15 protein-coding genes and 1 pseudogene are annotated in these 14,792 nt (G+C 69.9%); 8 read left to right on the forward strand and 8 right to left on the reverse strand.

The genetic code is table 11. The features are described 5' to 3' along the window. Positions 1-104 precede the first annotated feature (104 nt). Positions 105-440: a YnfA family protein gene (locus ACSMXV_RS34320; protein WP_473175000.1), complete on the forward strand. Its 336-nt coding sequence runs from the start codon at positions 105-107 to the stop codon at positions 438-440. A gap of 77 nt (positions 441-517) precedes the next feature. On the opposite strand, the gene ACSMXV_RS34325 is transcribed toward ACSMXV_RS34320, so the two are convergent. After that, positions 518-1,549, reverse strand: a complete 1,032-nt coding sequence (locus ACSMXV_RS34325) for a LacI family DNA-binding transcriptional regulator (RefSeq protein WP_473175001.1) — start codon at positions 1,547-1,549, stop codon at positions 518-520. 203 nt (positions 1,550-1,752) lie between these two features. Here ACSMXV_RS34325 and ACSMXV_RS34330 point away from each other — a divergent pair, with 203 nt between their 5' ends. The 3 genes from ACSMXV_RS34330 (at position 1,753) to ACSMXV_RS34340 (ending at position 4,297) form a co-directional block, all read left to right on the forward strand. Continuing rightward, positions 1,753-2,520 carry a ThuA domain-containing protein gene (locus ACSMXV_RS34330; protein ID WP_473175002.1) on the forward strand — a complete coding sequence of 256 codons (768 nt, stop codon included), beginning with the start codon at positions 1,753-1,755 and terminating at the stop codon, positions 2,518-2,520. Then, complete coding sequence (locus ACSMXV_RS34335; protein ID WP_473175003.1) at positions 2,517-3,656, forward strand: Gfo/Idh/MocA family protein; 1,140 nt, start codon at positions 2,517-2,519, stop codon at positions 3,654-3,656. Before ACSMXV_RS34330 ends, ACSMXV_RS34335 begins: the two co-directional genes overlap by 4 nt. Before the next feature lie 221 nt (positions 3,657-3,877). Next, positions 3,878-4,297 (forward strand): hypothetical protein, encoded by a 420-nt coding sequence (locus tag ACSMXV_RS34340; protein WP_473179156.1) that lies wholly within the window; start codon positions 3,878-3,880, stop codon positions 4,295-4,297. A 12-nt stretch (positions 4,298-4,309) separates the two neighbouring features. On the opposite strand, the gene ACSMXV_RS34345 is transcribed toward ACSMXV_RS34340, so the two are convergent. After that, positions 4,310-5,119, reverse strand: coding sequence for a helix-turn-helix domain-containing protein (locus tag ACSMXV_RS34345; RefSeq protein WP_473175004.1), 810 nt, complete (start codon positions 5,117-5,119; stop codon positions 4,310-4,312). A 235-nt stretch (positions 5,120-5,354) separates the two neighbouring features. Here ACSMXV_RS34345 and ACSMXV_RS34350 point away from each other — a divergent pair, with 235 nt between their 5' ends. Then, on the forward strand, positions 5,355-5,660 hold the full coding sequence (locus ACSMXV_RS34350; RefSeq protein ID WP_473175005.1) for a 4a-hydroxytetrahydrobiopterin dehydratase: 306 nt from the start codon (positions 5,355-5,357) through the stop codon (positions 5,658-5,660). 27 nt (positions 5,661-5,687) lie between these two features. Beyond that, positions 5,688-6,401 (forward strand): class I SAM-dependent methyltransferase, encoded by a 714-nt coding sequence (locus tag ACSMXV_RS34355; protein WP_473175006.1) that lies wholly within the window; start codon positions 5,688-5,690, stop codon positions 6,399-6,401. Between the two features lie 127 nt (positions 6,402-6,528). Here ACSMXV_RS34355 and ACSMXV_RS34360 read toward each other — a convergent pair whose 3' ends face one another. Next, positions 6,529-7,308: an SDR family NAD(P)-dependent oxidoreductase gene (locus ACSMXV_RS34360; protein WP_473175007.1), complete on the reverse strand. Its 780-nt coding sequence runs from the start codon at positions 7,306-7,308 to the stop codon at positions 6,529-6,531. A gap of 230 nt (positions 7,309-7,538) precedes the next feature. Here ACSMXV_RS34360 and ACSMXV_RS34365 point away from each other — a divergent pair, with 230 nt between their 5' ends. Beyond that, positions 7,539-9,440, forward strand: coding sequence for a rhamnogalacturonan lyase (locus tag ACSMXV_RS34365; protein WP_473175008.1), 1,902 nt, complete (start codon positions 7,539-7,541; stop codon positions 9,438-9,440). A 106-nt stretch (positions 9,441-9,546) separates the two neighbouring features. On the opposite strand, the gene ACSMXV_RS34370 is transcribed toward ACSMXV_RS34365, so the two are convergent. The 4 genes and pseudogenes from ACSMXV_RS34370 to ACSMXV_RS34385 form a co-directional block, all read right to left on the reverse strand. Further along, positions 9,547-9,813: a hypothetical protein gene (locus ACSMXV_RS34370; RefSeq protein WP_473179246.1), complete on the reverse strand. Its 267-nt coding sequence runs from the start codon at positions 9,811-9,813 to the stop codon at positions 9,547-9,549. Positions 9,814-9,859: 46 nt separating this feature from the next. Next, positions 9,860-10,009: pseudogene (locus ACSMXV_RS34375) on the reverse strand (PIN domain-containing protein); the annotation flags it as partial. Further along, positions 10,006-10,281 carry a hypothetical protein gene (locus tag ACSMXV_RS34380; RefSeq protein WP_473175009.1) on the reverse strand — a complete coding sequence of 92 codons (276 nt, stop codon included), beginning with the start codon at positions 10,279-10,281 and terminating at the stop codon, positions 10,006-10,008. The gene ACSMXV_RS34380 and the pseudogene ACSMXV_RS34375, both read right to left, overlap by 4 nt. Before the next feature lie 174 nt (positions 10,282-10,455). Continuing rightward, positions 10,456-11,046, reverse strand: coding sequence for an Imm21 family immunity protein (locus ACSMXV_RS34385; protein ID WP_473175010.1), 591 nt, complete (start codon positions 11,044-11,046; stop codon positions 10,456-10,458). Positions 11,047-11,137: 91 nt separating this feature from the next. On the opposite strand from ACSMXV_RS34385, the gene ACSMXV_RS34390 reads away from it, so the two are divergent. Further along, a complete protein-coding gene (locus ACSMXV_RS34390) occupies positions 11,138-11,629 on the forward strand; it encodes a nucleotidyltransferase domain-containing protein (protein WP_473179157.1) in 492 nt (163 codons plus the stop codon). Between the two features lie 436 nt (positions 11,630-12,065). Here the strand turns inward: ACSMXV_RS34390 and ACSMXV_RS34395 are convergent, their stop codons facing one another. Continuing rightward, a complete protein-coding gene (locus ACSMXV_RS34395; protein ID WP_473175011.1) occupies positions 12,066-14,756 on the reverse strand; it encodes a cellulose binding domain-containing protein in 2,691 nt (896 codons plus the stop codon). Positions 14,757-14,792: the final 36 nt, after the last annotated feature.

Consider the following 14,792-nt stretch of genomic DNA (forward strand, 5'->3'; position numbering starts at 1 on the left):
TCGAAACCTAGGGGCGGTGCGGGGCCGGCACCTGCTCACTGCGTCCGTACGGGTTACGGTGCTGGTGCCAGCCCCCGCCCCCTGCAGGAAAGACCCCACCCGCCGTGCTCGTCGCCCGCTCCGTCGCCCTGTTCGCCGTCGCCGCCCTCTTCGAGATCGGAGGCGCCTGGCTGGTCTGGCAGGGAATCCGTGAACACCGGGGCTGGATCTGGATCGGGGCCGGCATCATCGCCCTAGGTCTGTACGGCGTGGTGGCCACGTTCCAGAGCGACGCGAACTTCGGCCGCATCCTGGCCGCGTACGGCGGGATCTTCGTCGCCGGCTCGATCGCCTGGGGCATGATCGCCGACGGTTACCGCCCCGACCGCTTCGACGTCATCGGTGCGCTGATCTGCATCGCGGGGATGGCCGTGATCATGTACGCGCCGCGCGCGCACTGACCGCTCGCCGCGCGGCCCATCGCCCTCTTCTGGAGACGGGGAGTTGCCCACCGCCCGCCGGGCCCGGGACGCCGGAGTCAGTGACGGTCGCGGGTGCTGCCCCGGACGACGAGCGACGTGGCCAGCTCGACCCGGGGGCTTTCCAGCTCCTCGCCGCCGATCAGCCGGACGAGCGTCCGCAGGGCGGTGCCCCCCATCTCCTTCAGCGGCTGGCGCACGGTCGTCAGGGGCGGGGTGACCCAGCGGGCCTCCGGCAGGTCGTCGAAGCCCACGACGCTGACGTCCCGCGGCACCTCAAGCCCGGCCTCGGCCAGCGCTTCGTAGCCGCCGATGGCCATGTGGTCGGAGCAGACGAACAGGGCCGTGGGCGGAACGGGCAGCCGCAGGAGCGCCTCGACCTGCCGCTTGCCGCTGGCACGGTCGTAGGTGCCGTGACGTACGAGTTCGGGCGGCGTGTCGACGCCCGCCGCCGCCATGGCCGAGCGGTAGCCGGCGATGCGGGCCCGGGCGAAGAGGTGTCGTGGCGGCCCGGTCACCAGGCCGATCCGCTCGTGGCCGCGCTCCAGCAGGTGGGTGGTCGCCTCGTAGGCACCGGCCCAGTTGGTGGTGCCGACGGACGGCACGCCGGGGGGCGGATCGCTGAGCGGATCGATGACCACGCAGGGGACCTGGGCCTGCTGGAGCCGGGCGAGCTGCTCGTCCGTGGGCTCGGTCAGGCCCAGCACCACTCCCGCGCTGCCGCGCTCCAGGATGCGGTCGACCCAGTCCGGGGCGTACTGGCCGCCGGTGGCGACAGGCGCCCGGGCGAGGGAGATCGCCACATGCAGTCCCGCCTCGTACGCCGCGGCCTCCATGCCGCTGACGACGCTTGCCGGCCAGGAGCCGTCCAGCCCTCCCAGGACCAGGTCGACGGTGCGCGTGGACGGGTCGGCGAGGGAGACCCCCCGGCGGATGTACCGGTGGCTACGGAGGGCGGAGTCGACTTTGTCCCGGGTGTCCTGCGAGACGTCGTCGCGGCCGTTGAGGACCTTGGAGACGGTGGAGACCGAGACGCCGGCCGTTTCGGCGATCTGGGCGAGGGTCGGGCGGGAGGTCCGGCCACCGGTCATGAAGGGGCTCCCTGTTGGTCCCGGTAGTTTTCGCAAATAATCTAGGTCCGCGCGGCGTCTGCTGACAAGAACGACTTCCGCTACTCGCTCGATTTTGGACGCCTTGACACGCTTACCCGCCAGACCTAGCTTCTCTGTCGGCCACCCTAAGGGGCTGGTTTGTCGCGAAAAAATTTTCGTAGCTGTGTGGGATCGGAGCCCCTATGTCGCCCAATATGTCCGCCGATCCGTTGCGGGTCACCGTATGGAGTGAGGGTCGTCACGAGCAGCGGGACGCGCACGTCGCGCAGTTGTATCCGCAGGGCATGCATGGAGCGGTCGCCGAGGGCGTCCGTCTGCATCTCGGCGACGGGGTCCGGGTCCGCACCGCGACGCTGGACGAGCCGGAGCACGGACTCACCGAGGAGGTGCTCGCCGACACCGATGTCCTGACCTGGTGGGGGCACATCGCTCACGACGAGGTGTCGGACGAGGTGGTCGACCGCGTACACCGGCACGTCATGGCCGGGATGGGCCTGATCGTGCTGCACTCCGGGCACTGGTCGAAGATCTTCACCCGGCTGATGGGCACGACCTGCACCCTGCGCTGGCGCGCCGAACGGGACCGCGAGCTGGTGTGGACGGTCGACCCGGCCCACCCGATCGCGGCCGGTGTGCCGCACCCGATCGTCATCGACGAGCAGGAGATGTACGGCGAGTTCTTCGACATCCCCGCCCCCGACGAGCTGGTGTTCATCAGCTCCTTCTCGGGCGGCGAGGTGTTCCGCAGCGGCTGCACGTTCCGCCGCGGCCACGGGCGGATCTTCTACTTCAGCCCCGGGGACCAGGACTATCCCGTCTACCACCACCCCGATGTGCGGCGCGTCATCGCCAACGCCGTCACATGGGCCGCCCCGGCGGCGGAACGCCGGACCCCACGGCTGGCCCACAGCGAGACCGGCTGGTTCGAGGGCGAAGGCAACCGGTCATGAACGCGCACGCGTTCAGCATCCAGCCGGCGACCGGCGCTCCGCTTCGGGTGATCGTCGTGGGCGCCGGGGGGATGGGCCGGGCTTGGCTGCACGCCATCCTGACGTCCCCCGACACCGAGTTGGCCGGAGTCGTGGACCTCGACCCGGAGGCGGCCCGCATCGCCGCCGCCGCGGTGGGCGCACCCGACACCCCGACCGGTACCGACCTGGCCGCGCTCGCCGCCGAGACCGGTGCCGAGGCCGTCATCGATGTGACCAGCCCCGCCGCCCACCTGCCCGTCACTCTCCGGGCACTCGACCTCGGCCTGCCCGTGCTCGGCGAGAAGCCGGCCGCCGCCTCCGTGGCCGAGGCGCTGCGGCTGGCGGCGGCTGCCGAGCGGTCGGGCCTGCTGTTCATGGTCAGCCAGTCGCGCCGCTACAACCGGCAGCTGTTCCGATTCCGGGAACTGGCCGGCCGGCTGGGCGACCTCGGCATCCTCACCACCGAATTCTTCCTGGCGCCGCGCTTCGGCGGCTTCCGTGACGCCATGGCTCACCCGCTGCTCCTGGACATGGCCATACACCCTTTCGACACCGCGCGGTTCCTGCTGGACGCCGAGCCCGTGTCCGTCTACTGCCATGGCTACAACCCCGCCTGGAGCTGGTACGCCGGCGACGCCGCCGCCACCGCCGTTTTCGAGATGACCGGAGGTGTCCGCTACGTCTACACCGGCAGCTGGTGCAGCCCGGGCCTGGAGACCTCGTGGAACGGCGCCTGGCGCCTGAGCGGCGCGCACGGCACCGCTGTCTGGGACGGCGACACTCCGCCCCGGATCGACGCGAAGGACACAGCGCTAGCCGAGGACAGCGGAATCCCGGACGCCGCGGAGAGTATCGAGGGCGCCCTCGCCGAGTTCGTACACGCCCTGCGCACCGGCACCGTCCCCCGCGGCGAGATCCACGAGAACGTCATGAGCCTGGCCATGGTCGACTCCGCGGTCCTGTCCGCGACCGAGGACCGGCGGGTGCACGTGGACGAGGTCCTGGACGCCGCGCACCGCGAGGCGGTCGCCACGGCCGACGACGTCGAACGGGAGGTTCTCGCCTCCTGGCCCTCCGTACGGACCGCCCTGACAAGACCGTGTCCCACGGGGTGAGGCGAAGGAGTCTCCAGGGCGTCGACGGGTTGGGCTGCCGGGAGGGCTAGCCGCCATTACCTCGCACGTAATCGACCGTGACGCGACGCCCGGGCATGGTGGTCGTACTGGACCCCGGGCCGCCGCACTGCGGCCCGGGGGATAGGTCCCGACCAGCGCTTTCGACCTCGATGGAGGCTGAGTTCGCCATGTCCGCCACGCCCACGCCCACCCCCGTGCCCGTGTCCGCGTCCCCGCTCGCCGCCCTGGCCCGTACCTCCGACCCGGGGACCATGCTGCGCCGCTTCCTCGCCCTCGATGCCGTCGTGACCACCGCCAACGGCGTCGCCTACGTCGCCGCGTCCGGGCCCCTGGGGCGGCTGCTCGGCGTGGACCCGGGGCTACTGCTCGCCCTCGGCGTGTTCCTGGTGCTCTTCGGAGCCGGCGTCGGTGTGCTCGCCGGGCGCAGGCGCCCGGCGGTCCTCGCCGTCCGTGCCGTGATCGAGGCCAACCTGATCTGGGCGGCGCTCAGCCTCGTCGCCCTCGCCGTCTGGCTCTCGCCGACCACCGCCGGTGCCGTCTGGGTCCCGTTGCAGGCCGTGACGGTCGCGGGCTTCGCGGCCCTGCAGTACGCGGCGCTGCGGAAGCTGAGGACCGTGTGACCGTGCCCGGCCTCAGGGCATGAGGGACTGCAGATACTTGGCCGTCGCAGGGTCGGCCGGGAGGAACGTCTCGATGGCCAGCTCGGCGACGGTCACGTCCATCGGTGTGTTGAACGTCGAGATCGACGAGATGAACGACAGCACACGGCCGTCGTGCTCGATCCGCAGCGGAAGGGCGAAGTACGGCACCGGATCCAAGGGCTCCTCGGCGTCGTCGTCCCTTCGCAGATCCGGCGCCGGATACGCGGCGACCTCCTCGTAGACCGCCCGCAGCGCGTCCGAACGCCTCAGCGCGATCTGGCGCTCCATCTGGGCCAGCAGATGGCCGCGCCACTCGCGCAGATTCCGGATCTTCGGCGCCAGGCCCTGCGGGTGCAGCGTCAGCCGCATCGCGTTCAGGGGCGGGGTGAGCAGATGGTCCGGGAGGCCGTCGAGCAGCATCGCGATACCGAGGTTGGCCGCGACCACCTGGTACGTAGCGTCGACCACGAGCGCCGGATAAGGCTCGTATCCTCCCAGCAGCCGTTCCAGGCCCTCGCGCAGCGAACCCAGCGCCGGGTCGTCCAGCGGGGTCTCCGGATAGCGGGGCGCGTAACCGGCCGCGAGCAGCAGCACGTTGCGCTCCCGCACGGGAACGTCCAGATGCTCGGCGAGGCGCAGTACGAGCTCCTCGCTGGGCCGGGACCGGCCCGTCTCCACGAAGCTGATGTGCCGCGCCGACGAGCCGGCTCGCAGCGCCAGCTCCAGCTGACTGATCCTGCGCTGCTCGCGCCAGTCGCGCAGCAACCGGCCGACGCCTGTGGCTCCCGTACTCGATCTCATACACCCGACCGTAGTAGCCCGACCGCAGGAGAGGTGCGGTCATGGAAGGAGCCGGAGGAGTCCGCCGGGGCGACCGGTCACCCGCTCTGTGGCAGGCTGAGGACGAGGACGACCCGCAGGCATGTGACCGAGGACCACGGGCACGTGGTCGTACGACCAAGCAGGCACCCAGTCGCTCGAACGAGCCCGCAGGCACCCAGTCGCTCGTACGACGCCGTACGGAAGGAGCGCGGCCATGGCCGTCGAACCGCTGTCGCAGAAGGACATCGAGGACCGGCTCGCGGAGCTGCCCGGCTGGTCGCTCGACGGCGACCGCCTCGCCCGCTCGTACAGGCTCGGCTCCCACTTCGCGGCCACCGCGCTGGTCGTGCACATCGCGCAGGTCCAGGACCAGCTCGACCACCACTCGGACCTCACCCTCGGCTACAACACCGTCTCCCTCACCGTGAACACCCACAGCGTGGGCGGCGCCGTCACCGAACTCGACTTCAAGCTGGCGCAGCGGGTGGAGGAGCTGGCGGCGGGGCACGGTATCCGCTGAGCGGCGCACAGGTGGTGGGGGGATCAGGTGCTGGACTACGACAAGGAAGCCGCGGTCTACGACCGTACGCGCGGGGGCGTACCGCGGGCGCGGGCCGCTGCCGAGGCCGTCCTCGGGCTCGTGCCCAGCACCTCGCGCACCCTGCTCGACGTCGCGTGCGGCACGGGTCTGGTGACCGGTCGGCTGACCCGGCCCGGGATGCGGACGATGGGCGTCGACATCTCACCCGGCATGCTGAGCGTCGCCGCGGGGCGACTGGACGGCGCCGTGGTGCTCGGCGACAGCCGCCGACTCCCCTTCGCGGACGGCTCGTTCGACGTGGTCACCGTCATCTGGCTGCTGCATCTGCTGCCGGACGCGGCGCCCGTGGTCGCAGAGGCGGCGCGTGTGCTGCGGCCCGGCGGGGTGTTCGTGACGACCGTCGACAAGAACGCCGCGCACGACGTGGGCAGCGACATCGACGTACTGGTCGCCCCACACCGTTCGGCGCGCGCCGCGGACGAGTCCGCGCGCATCACGGAGTACGCCGCCGCGCACGGCCTGCGCCCGTGGGGCGAGGCCCGCTTCCGGGGCCACGGCCAGGGCCGTACTCCGCGCCGTCTCGCCGACGACATACGACGCGGCAGGGTGTACGCGACGGGCGGCCCGGCCCTCGCGGACCGCGTCGCGGCCCTGCCGGACCCGGACATGCCGCGCGCGGAACCGGTCTACCGGCTCCGGGCGTTCCGCCGCCAGGCCTGAGAGAGCGCCAGGCCTGAGGAGGGACGCGAAAGCAAGGCCTGAGCGAAGGCGCCGATCAAGGCAGAGGACCATCAGGGACCGCGAGCCCGGCCTCGAGCCGGTACCGCGAGCGCGGCCTCGAGCCGGCTCAGTGAACCGAGAAACCGCCGTCGACGAATATCGCCTGTCCGGTGACATAGGACGAGGCGCGGCTCGCCAGGAAGACGGCCGCTCCCGCGAAGTCCTCGGCAAGACCGTTGCGCCCGATCAAGGTCCGCTCAGCCAGCGCCGCCACCTTCTCGGGGTCGGACGAGAGTCGCGCGTTGAGGGGTGTCATCACGAACCCCGGCACCAGCGTGTTGCAGGTGACGCCGTACGGCGACCATGCCTCGGCCTGTGAGCGCGCCAGCGACTCCAGGGCCCCCTTGGACACACCGTAGGCGCCGCTCTGGACGAACGCCCGATGCGCCTGCTGGGAGCTGATGTGAATGATCCGCCCGAAGCCCCGGTCGGCCATTCCGGGCCCGAAGCGCTGCCCCAGCAGATGGGGAGCCTCCAGGTTCACCGTCATCGTGGTGTCCCACTCCTCGTCGGTCAGCTCGCCCATCGGCGGCCGCAGGTTCACCCCGGCGCAGTTGACGAGGATGTCAGGCTCCCCGAACGCCTGGGCCGCCTTCTCGGCCCCCGCGCGGATGCCGTCGCGGGTCGCCAGGTCGGCGCTCACCCAGGCAGCCCGGCATCCGTGCTCCGCCAGTTCGTCCACCGTGGCCTTCAGCGAGGCCTCCGTGCGCGCCACGACCACGACGCTCGCGCCCGCGCGCGCGAGCGCCTCCGTGATGGCCCGGCCGATGCCGGAACTGCCGCCGGTCACGACGGCGACCCGGCCGTCCAGTGAGAACAGGTCGGAGAGGTATGTCTGCGAACTCATTCCCCGACCCTAATGCCGTGACCGGGATGGCCGACGGCGGGTTCACGATCACCGGAGGGCGCCCGCCCCTGCGGACAGGCACCGATGTAATAGATGTCTCCCGGACAGTCCTCGCCCACCAGGTGCGGTAGCCGAAACACCCGTGGTTTTCCCGGCAGTTCGACGGCAACCCCCGAGTGCTCGGCGGCAACTGAGGGACCGGAACCCATCCGACCACCGGGGAGGAAACCGTGCAGACCGAGCACCCGCACCCGTACGCACGTCCGCACCACCGCAGACGCCGGCTCACCCGCACCCGCGTCCTGGTCACGGCTGTCGCGGCCGGCGCGCTGGCCGCCGCCGGGCTCACCGCGCTGTCGGGCACGTCGTCCGCGGCGACGGCCCGGCAGGCCGAGAAGCTGGACCGGGGCGTCGTCAGCGTCCACACAGGCAGCGGCAACCTCGTGAGCTGGCGCTGGCTGGGCACCGACCCGGACAACGTGTCGTTCAACGTCTACCGGGCCGGTACGAAGGTCAACTCGTCGCCGATCACCGGCTCCACGAACTACTTCCACTCCGGCGCGCCCAACTCGGCCGACTACACGGTCCGCGCGATCGTGAACGGCGTCGAGCAGGGCGACTCGGTGCACGCCATCCAGTTCCGCGCCGGCTACAAGGACGTGCCGATCACACCACCCGCCGGCGGCACCACACCGGACGGCGTGGCCTACACGTACGAGGCGAACGACGCCTCCGTCGGCGACCTCGACGGCGACGGCGCCCTGGACTTCGTCCTGAAGTGGCAGCCCACCAACGCCAAGGACAACTCGCAGTCCGGCTACACCGGCAACACGATCATCGACGGCATCAAGCTGGACGGCACCCGGCTGTGGCGCATCGACCTGGGCCGGAACATCCGCTCGGGCGCGCACTACACGCAGTTCCAGGTGTACGACTACGACGGCGACGGCAAGGCCGAGGTCGCGATGAAGACCGCCGACGGGACGGTCGACGGCCGGGGCACCACCATCGGCAGCGCGAGCGCCGACTACCGCAACTCCAGCGGTTACATCCTGTCCGGGCCCGAGTACCTGACCATGTTCAACGGGCAGACGGGCGCGGCGATGGGCACCGTCGACTACGTCCCCGCGCGCGGCACGGTGTCGTCGTGGGGCGACAGCTACGGCAACCGCGTCGACCGCTTCCTGGCCGGGACCGCCTACCTGGACGGCGCCCGCCCCTCGCTGATCATGGCGCGCGGCTATTACACCCGTACGGTGATCGCCGCATGGGACTGGCGGAACGGCGCCTTCACCCGCCGCTGGACCTTCGACACCAACTCCTCGACCAACACGGGCAAGGGCTTCGACGGGCAAGGCTCACACAGCCTGTCCATCGGCGACGTCGACAACGACGGCAAGGACGAGATCGTCTACGGCTCGATGGCCGTCGACGACAACGGCTACGGCCTGTGGACGACGAAGACCGGGCACGGCGACGCGCAGCACCTGGGCGACCTCGACCCGTCCACGTCCGGCCTGGAGTACTTCAAGGTCTCGGAGTCGACCTCCCAGCCCGCCGAGGTGTACATCAACCCGTCGAACGGATCCATCCGCTGGCAGCTGGCGGCCTGCTGCGACAACGGCCGCGGCGTCGCCGGCGATGTCTACGCGGGCAACGACGGTGCAGAGGTGTGGTCGGCCTCCGACACGTCCATCCGCGACGAGGGGGGCGCCACGAAGGGCCGCGAACCGTCGTCCGTGAACTTCCTGTCCTGGTGGGACGGCGACACCACCCGCGAACTCCTCGACGGCACGCACATCGACAAGTACGGCACGTCGTCCGACACCCGTCTGCTGACCGGCTCCTCCGTCCACTCCAACAACGGCACCAAGGCGACCCCGGCGCTCTCCGGCGACATCTTCGGCGACTGGCGCGAGGAGGTCGTCTGGGCCACGTCGAACAACACGGCGCTGCGGATCTACTCCACGCCGAACGAGACCAGCACGAAGATCACGACGCTGCTCCACGACACGATGTACCGCACGGGCCTGGCCTGGCAGAACACCGCGTACAACCAGCCGCCGCACCCGAGCTTCTTCATCGGCAATGGCATGCCGACGGCACCACGCCCGACGATCACCACGCCGTAGCGGCCTGTTCGCCCGCGCGGCTATACGGACCATCTCCGACTATGCGGGGGTGGTCCCGTGGCCCGCCAGCCACGAGCCCGGCACTCAGCCGCAACACGCGATCGGATCAGCGGGCCGGGCCGGGCACGACATCGATCCGTGGCTCGGTCCGGGTGCGGGGCGCGAGAACGTCCGCGTAGTGGTGGTCGAACGACAGGATCACAGGCCTTTGCAGACGCCAGGCCAAGATGGCGTTGACGGTGTCGCTCAGGCCGAGGGCATGTCCGAAGTAGGTCTCCATCAGGCTCTCCGCCTCGGCCAGGATCGGGCCATTGACGTGTGCGATCTGGACGTGGCCAAGGCGGGCGAGTCGCGCCCAGGCGCTTTGTCGCATCGACGGCGGCTCGCTCTCCGACCCGATCAAGCAGCAGGTGGTCGAGCTCACAAAGGACCAGCGGCGAGACGACCAGTACGCGTGGGCGGCCGAGCGCTGCGACGGCGGCCTCGTGCTGGTCGTCCTTCCGGTTGTACGCCGCCAGCAGCACGCAGGTGTCGACGACGGCAATGGCCGGTGCCACCGACGACGTCACTGGCTGAACCCTTCTCGCAGATACTCATCGGCGCGCACGGACAGGTCGGGGGGACCGTCGAACAGGCCCCACTCGGGCACGCGAGGGTCCTCGCCGGTCGATTCGGAAGGGAGAGGCAGGGCTCCGGCGGCCCACTCGATCGCCAGGCTCTCAGGCGTGCGCCCCAGGACCGCTGCCAGGTCCCGCAGGAGCGTGGCCTGACTTCCCGCAACGGTGATGCTTGCGGTGATCTCTGCCTCGCGCGGCGGGACGTCGGCAGGTTGGTCACTCATCGTGGCTGGTCTCCTCGGCGGGGTTCGACTTCATGGTGCCCCACCCCTGGTGCTCCCTGCGCGGCAAATCCTCACATGGAGCACAGGCGTACATATGTACGGGTAATGCTTCTCGTGTACCTCGCCTGCGCGGGGAGGGGGCTGAGACGGGTGGGCTCGCATGTTGAGGTGTCTCTAGAGGACGACAGGAAGAAGCTGAACCAGGCCCACCCAAGTTTGGTCATTGGCCCATGTGTGGATAGCACGAACGTTCCAAAGTCCTGACGGCAGTGGGACGGGTGCCTGCTCCGATAGCCCCCCGCCGTTGGGGTACTCGACGTTCAGGTCAGCTCCGGCGGTGGCTGAGTCCATGAGCACTGCTGGGCCGGCCGTCTCCCACGTGCCGCACTCCTCCCACCCGGTAGCGGGGTCCGCGAGGACGGCCTCGGCTGCCGCAAGTAGATCGGTCTCGGAGTCGGCGGCCAGCCAGCGGAGAAAGGCCTGGTGCTCCTGGAGATAGCAACTCCTGGCGGGCTCATCCGCCAGGACCAGCGCCCGCGCACCGTCCAGGCCCACGGCAATCACGCCCGCCAGATCCTCGACCTCGCAGGCACGGTCGTAGTCGTCCATGGTGTCGCCGTCGCCGATGATGTTGCCCGCCTCCGTACATCCGCCCCATTGCCTTAGAGCGGAGAAGGGGACAGCGATCAGCGGGCCGCCCATCGACTCAACCCAGGCAAGTGGGTGTCGAGCCGAACCCGATACGTGAGATGCGGAGATGCTCATGGCGGCAGTGTGCCGTCAGCCACTGACAGCACGCCCGGTCGAAGGAATTCGTTCGCTGTCCGAGGTGATCGCTTCTAGCCTGCGTCGCGTGATGACGGCTGAAGACGTGTTGTCTGTCCTGACTCTGCTGCGATGGGCAGAGGTAGATGTCTGGATCGGTGGAGGATGGGGGATCGACGCTCTGATCGGCGAACAGACCCGAGGCCACCGTGACTTGGACCTGATGCATCGGCAAGACCAGGAAGCCGCGGTGGTGGCAGCTCTCTCTGAGTTGGGTTTCGTGGAGAGCCTGAGCTGGAGACCGATCCGATTCGTCGTCACGGCTCCGGACGGCCGAGAGATCGACCTTCATCCCCTCGTCTTTGGAGACGACGGCTCGGCGGTGCAGGCGTCACCCGAACCGGAGCGTCCTTTCATCTATCCCTCCTCATGCTTCGTGACAGGCACTATCAAGGGGACGACTGTCCCGTGTCTGTCCGCCGAGCAGCAGGTCTACTTCCATCAGGGATACGAGCCCACGGACCGCGATCGGCACGACATGTCTCAACTCCGCCGAGTCTTCGGGATCGCCACCCACTTCTGAGGAGCGATGCCAAGCCGCCGCGCTGCTCCGGCGGGCAGGTGGCTGTGGTCTCGCCGGTGCGGGGAGGCGAACAGGCCGGTGAGTACGACGACTTCGGGATAGGTGACCAGCTCGATCCGGGGGTCGGACGGGCGGTAGGGATCACCGAACGGGTCCTCGCCCAGCACGTCGAGTCGGCGGTCCCACCGCTGCCGAAGCGGCGGGCAGCTGGTTTGCGGGCCGGCCGCCCTGGGCGTACCCGGCGGCGCACACCGACAGGGCGCCGAGAGGTACATCCCGCCGAGGGTCGGCAAGCCGTGGCTTTGCTGGAGTGTGAAGGCGGCCACGGTGACAGCGCCGAGGCCGGCGGCCGTCCAGAACGTGCGTGCGTGACTCTCATGCGGAGGGCGCGTGCCCAGGCACGCGCCCTCCGTCCGTACGAGGAAACTCGAGCCACTCAGCCGACCGCGCACCCCTCCTCCCCGACCTTGAACGCCGTCGGCTTCCCGTTCGTCCCGGACGAGCTGCCGGTGAAGCCGAACGCCACCGACGCCCCGGGCGCCACGTTCGCGTTCCAGCCCACGTCCTTCGCCATCACCGCCGAACCGTCCTGCGTGTGCGACGCGTTCCACATCTGGCTGATCTTCTGGCCATCAGGGAAGGACCAGCCGAGTGACCAGCCGGACCAGGCCTCATCGCCCGTGTTGGTGAGCGTGACGTCCGCCTGGAAACCGTCCGACCACTCGTTGGCGATCTTGTATGTCACGGTGCAGGCACCGTCGGCAGGCGGATCGGTGTCACCGTCCCCGTCGCCATCCCCATCGCCAGGGGGATCGGTCTCGCCGCCGCCCGTGTCCGCCGTGTCGCCGTAGATGATGCCGCGGCCGTTCGTCGACACGTACACCCGGCCGTAGACCCGCGGATCACCCGTGATCGCGGCGCCCGTCCAGCCCCACTGATGCGCGTCGTCGTTGATCCGCACCCAGCTCTCGCCCGCGTCCGTGGAGCGGAAGATGCCGCGCACTCCGCCGATCTTCGCGCTGGTGTACAGCGTCTGGTACGAGGCGTCGGGTGCCGCTTTGCCGAAGCCGATGGTGTCAGCCTGCTCGACACCGGACACCTTGGTGAAGGTGGTGCCCTCGTCCGTCGAGTGCCACAGGCCGTACGCGCCGGTCGTCGAGCCGCCGGCCAGCCAGATGTCGCCCTCCTTGCCCGGCACCGCCTTGAAGCGGACGTCGCCTTCGGCCGGCAGGCCGGTTGACGCCTTCTCGGTGAACGAGACGCCTCCGTCCGTACTGACGTAGAACTTCCCGGACTTGAAGCCGTAGAACTTCTTCGGGTACACCCGGTCCGACTCCACGATCGCGCCCGCCGGGATGCCCGACGACGCGGTCCACGACGAGCCGTAACCGGACGTGGTGTGCACACCCGCGCCCTCCGGGCTCCACACGAAGCGGCTGCCGTCAGCCGCCGCCGCGACCGTTCCGCCGCCCGTCACGCCCGAAGGGTCTTGTCCCGCGAACCAGTTGGAGCCGTTGTCCGTGGAGAACGCGACGTGCGCCCCCGAGTCGATGTTGCCGACGCGCACCACCACGTCGGGCTTCGTCTCGGCGAAGTCCAGGCTCGTGGTCGATGTGAAGTTCGGCGAGGTGTACATCATCGGCGGCACCTTGGTGAGGTCCGTGTGCCGGAAGCCGCCGATGTCGCCGAGCGCGCTGAGCAGTGGCGCGCCGGACGGGGGAGAGGCGATGTCGAGGACCGCGGTCTCCTCCAGACCCTCCACCATCGGCTTGATGGTGAACTTGCTCCCGCTGTCCCACTGGCCCAGGTTCTCGGTGCCGTAGATGGTCGCGCCCGTTCCGTACATCATGCGGTTGGAGTTGAACGGGTCGATCTCCAGGGACTCCGTCATCCACCCCAGCTTCGGGGCCTGTTCGGGCGGCGAGGGGTTCGCGCCCCAGGTCAGCCAGGGGGACGACGACACGTCCATCGTGTAGCGGTTCTCGCGGTTGGGGTACGACGTGTAGTCCCAGGCCTTCGTCCAGGTGTCGCCGCTGTTCGTAGAGCGGAAGATCTGGGTGTCCGGCCACCAGGAGCTATAGCCGGTGACCATGACCGTGCCCGGGTTCTGCCGGTCGACCGACAGGCCGCTGAAGCCGTAGTACGTGTCGGCCTCCGCGACGGGGCTGATGTTCTTCCACTCACCGCTCTCGGTGGCGTACCGCCACACCTGGCCCTTTCCGCCGTCGTACGGGCCGCCCGTGTCGCTGTAGGCGAGGTAGAGGTAGCCGTTCTCGGCGTCCAGTACGCCCTTGTGGGCGAGGTAGCCGGTCGGCTGGCCCGCGACGCGGGACCAGGTGGCGCCCGCGTCGGTCGAGCGGTAGACGGCGTTCTCCTTGTCGGCGACCCCGACGTAGATGGTCTGCGTCTTCGAGGAGGCCGTGCCCGTCGACTCGTCGAAGGTGACCCAGACGATGCCCTGGTTGTCGGACGCGTAGCCGCTGGTGTCGCCCGGATCCTGCGCGTAATTGCCGGGGTTGGGGAAACTCGTGACCTGCGACCAGGTGGCGCCCGAGTCCGTGGAGCGCCACAGGCCCTTGCCGCTGGGTGCGCCGAGGTAGAGCACGCTGTTGTCGTGCGGGTCGACGGCCAGGCGCTCACCCATACCGCGGCCCGGCATGTTGCCGCCCAGCTTGAACGGCAGCTCGGCCTTCTGCCAGCTCGCCCCGCGGTCCGACGAGCGCAGGACGGCGCCGTTGCCCGGGTCCCAGCTGTTGGTGTACGTGCCGACGGCCGCGTACACCTTGTCGGGGTTCACGGAGTCGGAGGCCAGGCTGACCACACCCGTGTGCCCCCAGTCGTCCCAGCCCACCGAGTCGAGCAGCGGTGTCCAGGTCTTGGTGGACTCCTGCCAGCGGTAGGCGCCGCCGATGTCGGTGCGGGCGTAGGCGAGGTTCTTCTCGGTGCGGTTGAAGACGATGCCGGGGACGAAGCCGCCCCCGTCGATGCGGACGTTCTTCCAGGTGTAGGTGTCTGCGGCGATCGCCACGGGCTCCTCGGCCGCGGCGGCGGCGACCACGGGCGGGGTGCCCGCGAGCAGGCCGGCCGCCAGGGCGAGCACGACCGTGAGGATGCGGGTTCTTCGCACGGTGATGTCCTCTCCGGAAAGCGGGGGTTGGGGGGA

This window comes from Streptomyces sp. DSM 42067 (assembly GCF_055792885.1).